Below are 9,674 nucleotides of genomic sequence, written 5' to 3'. Positions count from 1 at the left end.
CCGCGGCGGGCCCCGCCGCCGTCCGGCCGCCCGCCCAGGTCTCGCCGGCCTCCGCGCTGCGCGCCTGGGCGCTCACGCACGGCGCCGACAAGGAGGAGCTCAAGGCGGCGGGCAAGTCGCGCAAGCAGACCCTCGCCGCGATCAAGGAGTACACGGAGCAGCAGCGCGAGCTGGGCGCCTTCCGGGTGCGCAAGTCGCTCGAACCGTCCTTCACGCAGCTCGCGCTGAACGGTGAGTCGGGCCCGCTCGCCGACGACCGGGTACGGCGCGCGGTGGCCAGGGCCATCAACCGCCAGACGCTCGCCAACGCCGTACTGAAGCCGCTGGGCCTGCCCGCGCAGCCGCTCGGCAGCCACCTGGCGCTGCGCGGCCAGCAGGCGTACGCGGACAGCAGCGACGCGCTCGGCAAGCAGAACACCCACGAGGCGCAGGCCCTGCTGGCCGACGCGGGCTGGACCGTGGGCGGCGCCCGCAAGGCGCCGGACGACGGGACGAAGGCCGGCAGCGAGGGCAAGAAGGACACCGAGAAGAAGGACGCGGAAAAGACAGAGAAGAAGGACACGGAGAAGAAGGACGCCGAGAAGAAGGCGGAGAAGCCGAAGACGGAGGAGAAGTCGGACGACACGGCCGAGGGCGATGACAAGCCCGGCCAGGCCCCCGACGACTCCGACACCAAGCAGCAGGCCGTGAAGGCCGCCCAGGACACCAAGCCGGGCGGGGTGGCCGGCGCGTACGCACCGAGCGGCACCGCGGCCCCCAGCACGGTGGCGTCCAGTGGCGCGAAGGGCCCCAAGGCGGCCAAGGCGGCGAAGGTCCCGCAGATCGGCAAGGACGGCAAGCCGCTCACCCTGCGGTTCGTCCTGCCCTCGGGCCAGGGCTCCGAGCAGCTGCGCACCGTCGGTGAGCGGATCGCGCGGATGCTCGACAAGGTCGGGATCTCCACCCAGATCACCAAGGTCTCCGACGCCAGCTACTTCAAGGACTACATCGCCTCGGGCGACTACGACATGGCGCTGTACTCCTGGCCGGCGACCGCCTTCCCGGCGACCGACGGCCGGCCGATCTACGCCAAGCCGGAGCCCGCTTCCGACGGCTCGCTGCTGGTGGAGCAGAACTACACCCGGGTCGGCACCGACCGTATCGACCAGCTGTTCGACCAGGCGTCCGGTGAGCTGAACGAGGGCGACGCCCGCGATCTGGTGAAGCAGGCGGACGCCAGGATCTGGGCGGCGGCCGGCTCCATCCCCCTCTACCAGCGCCCGCAGCTGGTGGCGGCCAGGTCGGGACTGAAGAACATCGGGGCCTACGGTTTCGCCACCCCGCGCTACCAGGACATCGGCTTCGCCGGTTCCCATGGGCACGACGGCCCGCAGGCTGAAGTTTCGAAGAAGAAGTAGCTTCAGCGGCAGTAATACGAGAAGAAGAAGCGCTGCCGAACGGGCTCAAACGCTCATGACGGCATCAATTCACTTGCCCGCCGGCCCGTCCGGCGGGCAAGCTCGTACCGAGTCCTTGACCCGGGCACTCGACACCCCCAGCAGTCTCCGTGCGGCACCCCGGCAGTATCCGTATGTAACTGATCGACATCGTGATCCGGCCTCTCCCGACCGGGCCCGCAAGCTCCCGGTGCCCGCGCCCCGTACCATGGGAAGGGCCGTGGCGTGTCTGCCCGGCGGGCGGAGAAGGAAAACGCCGCATCCCACGATCGAGAGAAGCGCCAGCCAGCATGCCCACGCGCCACGACATCCGTAACGTCGCCATCGTCGCCCACGTCGACCATGGCAAGACCACTCTGGTCGACGCCATGCTGAAGCAGGCAGGCGCCTTCGCCGCGCACGCAGCCGAGCACCTCGACGACCGGATGATGGACTCGAACGACCTGGAGCGTGAGAAGGGCATCACGATCCTGGCCAAGAACACCGCTGTGAAGTACCACCCCAAGACGGGTGGCGATGTGATCACGATCAACATCATCGACACCCCCGGCCACGCCGACTTCGGCGGTGAGGTCGAGCGCGGCCTCTCCATGGTCGACGCGGTCGTACTCCTGGTGGACGCCTCGGAAGGCCCTCTTCCGCAGACCCGCTTCGTGCTGCGCAAGGCACTGGACGCGCGGCTGCCGGTGATCCTCTGCATCAACAAGACCGACCGCCCGGACGCCCGGATCGACGACGTCGTCAACGAGACGTACGACCTCTTCCTCGATCTCGACGCGGACGAGGAGCAGATCGAGTTCCCCATCGTCTACGCCTGCGCGCGTGACGGTATCGCCTCGCTGACCAAGCCGGAGGACGGCACGGTCCCGGCGGACAGCGAGAACCTGGAGCCGTTCTTCAGCACGATCCTGGAGCACGTCCCGGCCCCCGAGTACGACGAGTCGGCGCCGCTCCAGGCCCATGTCACCAACCTGGACGCGGACAACTTCCTCGGCCGTATCGCCCTGTGCCGGGTCGAGCAGGGCGAGCTGAAGAAGGGCCAGACCGTCACGTGGATCAAGCGTGACGGGACGATGTCCAACGTCCGCATCACCGAGCTGCTGATGACCGAGGCGCTCACCCGCAAGCCGGCCGAGAAGGCGGGCCCCGGTGACATCTGCGCCATCGCCGGTATCCCGGACATCATGATCGGCGAGACCCTCGCCGACCCGGAGAACCCGATCGCGCTGCCGCTGATCACGGTCGACGAGCCGGCCATCTCGATGACCATCGGCACCAACACCTCGCCGCTCGTCGGCAAGGGCGGCAAGGGCCACAAGGTCACCGCCCGCCAGGTCAAGGACCGGCTGGACCGCGAGCTGATCGGTAACGTCTCGCTGCGCGTCCTGGAGACCGAGCGCCCCGACACCTGGGAGGTGCAGGGCCGCGGTGAGCTGGCGCTGGCCATCCTGGTCGAGACGATGCGCCGCGAGGGCTTCGAGCTGACCGTCGGCAAGCCCGAGGTGGTCACCAAGCAGGTCGACGGCAAGACGCACGAGCCGATCGAGCGCATGACGATCGACTGCCCCGAGGAGCACCTCGGCGCCATCACGCAGCTCATGGCGACCCGCAAGGGCCGCATGGAGACCATGACGAACCACGGCTCCGGCTGGGTCCGCATGGAGTGGATCGTGCCGTCCAGGGGTCTGATCGGCTTCCGTACGGAGTTCCTGACGCAGACCAGGGGCACCGGCATCGCGCACTCCATCTTCGAGGGCCACGAGCCGTGGTTCGGTGACCTGCGGACCCGTAACAACGGCTCGCTGGTCGCGGACCGTTCGGGCTCGGTGACCCCCTTCGCGATGGTCAACCTCCAGGAGCGCGGGGTCATCTTCACCGAGCCCGGCACCGAGGTCTACGAGGGCATGATCGTCGGTGAGAACTCGCGCTCCGACGACATGGACGTGAACATCACCAAGGAGAAGAAGCTCACCAACATGCGTGCCGCCTCCGCCGACACCACGGAGAACGTGGTGCCGCCGCGCAGGCTCTCGCTGGAGCAGTCGCTGGAGTTCTGCCGCGACGACGAGTGCATCGAGGTCACCCCGGACACCGTCCGGATCCGTAAGGTTGTCCTGGACCAGAAGCAGCGCGGCCGCGCCGCTTCCCGGGCCAAGCATTCCTGAGGCAAAATCTCGGCTGACGTGACGTCAGTACGGACGGCCCGGCACCCCGCGAAAGCGAACGGTGCCGGGCCGTTCGTCAAGCGCCGCCGCTCACCGTCCGTGGATTTCCCGGCACCAAGTGTCCGGATATCGACCAACGCTCTCCGGAACGCGTGTTAACGGTCCGTTTCGCGGGTGTCTGCCTGGCCTGACTTTGTCCGGATTTCGGGCGGAGGGGGTGGGGGGATGTTGTCAAAACGAGACCCTTTAAGTGTGGTTTACGGCCCGGGCGTACTTAATAGTTGGCTCCATTGAGCTCGGGTCAATGGGTCATGCGCTGTGGGGAGCGCGGGCCCACGAGCACACTCGGGGTACTTGACGGGCGAGCCGGCAGGGGTGTCAGCGCGCGTAGACAGTGCCCTTCTCGTAGTGACAAGTGGACTCATGAGGAGGACCCCATGCGTGGTGCCATAAGCACCAAATGGGTCGGGCGCACGGTAGTCGTCCCCACGGGGGAAGAGCGATCGTGACAAGTCCAGTACAGACCGAAGACGCTCAGGCGTCAGGCGGACCCGACGCGGATGCCCTGTCGAAGGACGGGACGCAGGAAGCGAAGCAGGCGGCGGGGCTCTCGCCCGGCCAGCTGATGTGGCGACGCTTCAAGCGGGACCGCGCGGGGGTCATTTCCGCCATCGTCGTCATCTTCTTCTTCGTGATCGCGCTTCTCGCGCCCGTGATCAAGATGCTGTACGGCAAGGACCCCTACACCCTCTACGGCCAGGGTGAGGGCGGCGGGGACATCACCCTCCTCGACGACTTCAACATGCCCACCGGCAGCTTCGGCGGTGCGTCGGGTGCCCACTGGTTCGGTATCGAACCCAACCTGGGCCGCGACGTGTTCATGCAGCTGATCTACGGCATGCGGACCTCGATCTACACGGCCCTGGTGGCGACCATCGTGATGGTCTTCCTGGGCGTGCTGCTGGGTCTGGTGGGCGGCTACTTCGGCGGCAAGATCGACTACTGGCTCGGCCGGCTGACCGACCTGCTGCTCGGCTTCCCCAGCCAGCTGTTCTTCATCGCCTCCATGCCTGTGGTCACCGCGGCCTTCGTCCGTCCGGACGAGGAGACGCCGACCGCGCTGCGCGCGGCCGCGATCGTCGTGGTGCTGTCGTTCCTCGGCTGGATGGGTCTGTCCCGTCTGATCCGGGCCTCCACACTCTCCCTGCGTGAGCGGGAGTTCGTCGAGGCGGCAAAGATCGCCGGTGCTTCGCCTTGGCGGATCATCAGCAAGGAGCTGTTGCCGAACCTGGTCACACCCATCCTGGTTCAGGCGACGTTGTTGCTGCCGTCCACCATTCTCTCGGTGGCGTTCCTCTCCTACGTGGGTGTCGGCTACGTCGAACCCACCCCGGACTGGGGCCGGATGTTCTCGATCGGCAGTGGCATCTTCCAGCAGGACCCGGCCTACATGATCTACCCGGGTGTCGCCATGGTCATTTTCGTCGTGGCATTCAACCTTCTCGGCGACTCGGTCCGAGACGCCTTTGACCCGAAGTCCGGACGCTGACGTCCAGCTGAGGGGAAAGCTGCCACCCGGGCACCGGCCGCGACCGGATGAGCCAGGCAGCACCGATGGATCACTACTGACAGATGGGTACTCACCAGCATGAGCATCTTTGGCACGCGCAGAACACGTGCTGTCGTCGTCGCCCTGGCGGCCGGCTCGTTGGCGCTGACCGCCTGTGGCGGCGGCGACAGTGACAGCGGCACGAAGGACAAGAGCAAGACCCAGAAGGACGCCGCCAAGCAGTCGGCCGCCGTTACCTACGGTGACGCGCAGGTGTCCACGGGTCCCGCCAAGGAGGTGCCCGGTGCTCAGACCGGCGGCACCATGTCGGTCTACCAGGAGGCCGACTTCTCCCACCTGGACCCGGGCCAGAGCTACGTCAGCGACACCAAGCTCCTCGACCGGCTGCTCCAGCGCGGTCTGACGCAGTACGACGAGGACGCCAACGGCAAGCTCACCGTCGTCGGTGACCTCGCCACCGACTCGGGCAAGCAGACCGACGGCGGCAAGACCTGGACCTACACGCTGAAGAGCGGCCTCAAGGACCAGAACGGCAACCCGATAACGTCGGCGGACATCCGCCACACGATCGAGCGCCTCTACGCCCCGTTCATCACGGACGGCCCGACGTACATCCAGAACTGGCTGTCCGGTGGCGGCACGACGTACCGCAAGGCCCTGCCCGACGGCGGCTTCGGCAGCAAGCACCTGCCCGACTCGGTGCTCGCCACCCCGGACGACAAGACCATCGTCTTCCACTTCAAGGACGCGCAGCCCGACCTGCCGCAGGCCCTGACGATGACCGGCTACTCCGTGGTGCCCGCCAAGACGGACACCAAGGAGAAGTACGACACGGCCCCGGTCGCGACCGGCCCGTACAAGATCTCGGACTTCAAGCCGGGCAAGTCGATGACGCTCGTCAAGAACACGAACTGGGACCCGAAGAGCGACTCGGTCCGTCACCAGTACGTCGACGGCTTCAACATCGACTTCAACCACGACGACGACGACCAGAGCAAGACGCTCCTCGCCGACCGTGGTGAAGCCAAGAACGCCATGATGTTCACCGGCCAGGTCTCCACCAACCAGGTCAAGAACGTCGTCACCAACGCCGCCGCGATGAAGCGCACCGTCCAGGGCTACGCCCCGTACGTGTGGCAGCTGAACTTCAACCTGGACCGCGTCAAGGACAAGCGCATCCGTGACGCCATCACGTACGCGCTGCCGAGCAACCAGATCTACAAGCTCGACGGTGGTACGTACGGCGGTGAGGTCGCGACCGGTCTGATGGCGCCGACCGTCCCGGGTTACGAGAAGGGCTACGACCCGTTCGGCAAGCTCAAGAAGCCCAACGGTGACATCGTCAAGGCCAAGCAGCTGATCAAGGAGGCCGGCGCCGAGGGCAAGAAGCTCGTCTACGCGTTCGGCAACACCCCGGTCCGCCAGCAGCAGGCCGTCGTCATCACCAACCGGCTGAAGGAAATCGGCCTGAACCCGGTGAAGAAGGAAGTGGACAGCGCCACCTGGTACGAGCAGATGGGCAAGATCCAGAACGGCATGGACCTCTACATGACCGGCTGGGGCCAGGACTGGCCGTCCGCCTCCACGGTGATCCCGCCGTCGTACGACGGAACCACCCTGCAGGACGGTTCTTCGGACTACTCGCACATCAACGACCCGAAGGTCAACGCCGCCATCGCGGCAGCCCAGAAGATCACTGACCCCGCCGCCGCCCAGAAGGCCTGGACCGCGATCCACCACGACATCGTGGAGCGCATCAACCCGGCGGCCCCGGTCTACTTCACCAAGGTGTTCCAGATCTTCGGCTCCAACGTCGGTGGTCTGCGCTACTCGTCGGACTCCAGCTACGTCGACGTGACCCGCGTGTTCCTCAAGAAGTAACACCGGAAAGGTAAGGCCCGTCCCGATGGTGCGCACCCGGCGGAGTGCGCACCATCGGGCCGCCGGGCCCTTCTCTCGACCCCCTCACAGCCGCCGTCCTGAGAGCAGCGACAACCCATGGTGCAATTCCTCATACGCCGGTCGTTCGGCGCGATTCTGATCCTCTTCCTCATCAGTGCCATCACATACTTCATGTTCTTCGCCATCCCCCAGGACCCGGCTCTGCTGGCCTGTGGCAAGAACTGCACTCCGGACGCGCTGGCCATCATTCACAAGAACCTCGGCCTGGATCAGCCGGTGCCGGTGCAGTACTGGCACTACCTCGTGGGCATCTTCGCGGGACGCGACTTCCCCACGGGCCACTGCCCGGCCCCCTGCCTCGGCATCTCCTTCGCCAACCAGCAGCCGGTGTGGAACACCATCCTGGACCGCTTCCCGCTGACGCTCTCCCTGTCGGTCGGCGGCCTCATCGTCTTCCTCGTCGTGGGCCTCGGCGCCGGCATGATCGCCGCGGCGAAGAAGGGCACCACGATCGACAAGGTGTTCAGCTCCGCCTCGCTGGTGCTCAGCTCGCTGCAGATCTACTTCCTCGGCCCGCTGGTCCTCCTTCTCCTGGTCTTCAACACCGGCTGGCTCGACAAGCCGAAGTACGTGCCGCTGACCGAGGACCCGGCCGGCTGGTTCATGGGGCTGCTGATTCCCTGGCTGGTGATCTCGGTGATCTTCACCGCCAACTACACCAGAACAGCGCGCTCGACGATGATCGAACAGTTGCAGGAAGAACATGTGAGAGCGGCTCGGGCCAAGGGCATGAGCGGCAAGTACGTCTTCTTCCGCTACGCCTGGCGCGGCTCGCTCATCCCGATCGTCACCATCCTCGGCATCGACATCGGCGCGCTCCTCGGCGGTGCCATCGTCACGGAGTTCACCTTCGGTCTGCCGGGCATCGGCCGGCTCGCCGTACAGTCGGTGACCGACAAGGACCTGCCGCTGACGATGGGCGTGATGATCTTCAGCGCCGCCTTCATCCTGCTGTTCAACGTCATTGTGGACGCCGCGTATGCGTTCATCGACCCGCGCGTGCGTCTGTCCTAGGAGTACGACCGTGACCACACTCACCAAGACCGAGGGCGCACCTGCCCCGACCGGGTCGGACACGTTCCTCTCGGTACGCGACCTGCGTGTCCAGTTCTCCACCGAGGAGGGCACGGTCAAGGCCGTCGACGGCCTCTCCTTCGACCTGGCGCGCGGCCAGACGCTGGGCATCGTGGGCGAGTCGGGCTCCGGCAAGTCGGTGACCAACCTGTCCATCCTGGGCCTGCACGCCCCGGAGACCACCACCATCACCGGTGAGATCCTGCTCGACGGCGAGGACCTCACCGATGTCTCGGACAAGCAGATGGAAAAGCTCCGCGGCAACAAGATGGCGATGATCTTCCAGGACGCGCTCACGGCGCTGTCGCCGTACTACACGGTCGGCCGGCAGATCGCCGAGCCGTTCGTGAAGCACACCGGCGCCTCCAAGAAGGAGGCGCGTGCGCGGGCGATCGAGATGCTCGGCAAGGTCGGCATCCCGGACCCCAAGTCCCGGGTCGACGACTACCCGCACCAGTTCTCCGGCGGTATGCGCCAGCGCGCCATGATCGCCATGTCGCTCGTGTGCAACCCCGAACTGCTGATCGCCGACGAGCCGACCACCGCCCTCGACGTGACGGTCCAGGCGCAGATCCTCGACCTGCTCAAGGACCTCCAGCAGGAGTTCGGCTCCGCGATCATCCTGATCACCCACGACCTGGGCGTCGTGGCGAACGTCGCCGACGATCTGCTGGTCATGTACGCGGGACGCGCCGTCGAGCGCGGCACCGTACGTGAGGTGCTCAAGCAGCCGCAGCACCCGTACACCTGGGGTCTGCTCAGCTCGATGCCGCGGCTGGCCTCCGACGTCAACGAGCCGCTGCGGCCCATCCCGGGCACCCCGCCCAGCCTGCTGAACCCGCCGACCGGCTGTGCGTTCCACCCGCGGTGCGAGTTCGTCGACGTCGTCGACGGGAACGGCCGCTGCGTCAAGGAGCGGCCCGAGCTGCCCGTGGGACGGGGCTCCGCCTGCCATCTGACGCTGGATCAGAAGCAGCAGATATTCATTGAGAAGATTCAGCCCCGGCTGGGCTGATGTACCGGCGACTGGGGCTATGACCATGAGCGAGAAGAACACGAACACCGTCGTCAGTCAGACGACAGCGCCTGCGGGCACCGCTGCTCCCGGCGAGCCGCTGATGGAAGTGAAGGGCCTGACCAAGCACTTCCCGATCTACGGCGGCTTCCCCATCAAGCGGAAGGTCGGCGCCGTCCAGGCGGTCGACTCCGTCGACCTGAGTGTCTTCCCCGGGGAGAGCCTCGGCCTCGTCGGCGAGTCGGGCTGCGGCAAGTCGACCACCGGCCGGCTGCTCACCCGGCTGCTGGAGCCGACCGCGGGCACCATCTCCTACGAGGGCCGCGACATCACGCACGCCAACCGCAGGCAGCTGGCGCCGATCAGGTCCGAGATCCAGATGATCTTCCAGGACCCGTACGCGTCGCTCAACCCGCGGCAGACGGTCGGCACGATCATCGCCAGCCCGATGG

The 9,674-nt window shown here is 66.6% G+C and carries 7 protein-coding genes; all 7 read left to right on the top strand.

All coding sequences use genetic code 11. From position 1 onward, the window contains the following. Positions 1-1,397 (top strand): ABC transporter substrate-binding protein (locus HY68_RS05035; protein WP_241778469.1); only part of this gene is annotated, 1,397 nt, incomplete at its 5' end. A gap of 329 nt (positions 1,398-1,726) precedes the next feature. Continuing rightward, positions 1,727-3,601, top strand: coding sequence for a translational GTPase TypA (gene typA / locus HY68_RS05030; protein WP_041984890.1), 1,875 nt, complete (start codon positions 1,727-1,729; stop codon positions 3,599-3,601). Between the two features lie 565 nt (positions 3,602-4,166). Next, on the top strand, positions 4,167-5,150 hold the full coding sequence (locus HY68_RS05025; protein ID WP_241778738.1) for an ABC transporter permease: 984 nt from the start codon (positions 4,167-4,169) through the stop codon (positions 5,148-5,150). Between the two features lie 99 nt (positions 5,151-5,249). Further along, positions 5,250-7,052, top strand: a complete 1,803-nt coding sequence (locus HY68_RS05020; protein WP_041984884.1) for an ABC transporter substrate-binding protein — start codon at positions 5,250-5,252, stop codon at positions 7,050-7,052. Between the two features lie 117 nt (positions 7,053-7,169). Next, the gene (locus tag HY68_RS05015; protein ID WP_041984881.1) at positions 7,170-8,147 is read left to right on the top strand and encodes an ABC transporter permease; all 978 of its coding nucleotides are present in this window, start codon (positions 7,170-7,172) and stop codon (positions 8,145-8,147) included. 10 nt (positions 8,148-8,157) lie between these two features. Next, positions 8,158-9,222: an ABC transporter ATP-binding protein gene (locus HY68_RS05010; RefSeq protein ID WP_041984880.1), complete on the top strand. Its 1,065-nt coding sequence runs from the start codon at positions 8,158-8,160 to the stop codon at positions 9,220-9,222. Positions 9,223-9,325: 103 nt separating this feature from the next. Beyond that, a partial coding sequence (locus HY68_RS44800) for an ATP-binding cassette domain-containing protein (RefSeq protein WP_241778737.1) occupies positions 9,326-9,674 on the top strand: 349 nt, incomplete at its 3' end.

Origin of the sequence: Streptomyces sp. AcH 505 (assembly GCF_000818175.1) — a bacterium.
In the GTDB taxonomy this organism is placed as follows: domain Bacteria; phylum Actinomycetota; class Actinomycetes; order Streptomycetales; family Streptomycetaceae; genus Streptomyces.
Note: the sequence above shows the minus strand (reverse complement) of the source record. Positions and strands in the feature narration are given on the sequence as shown.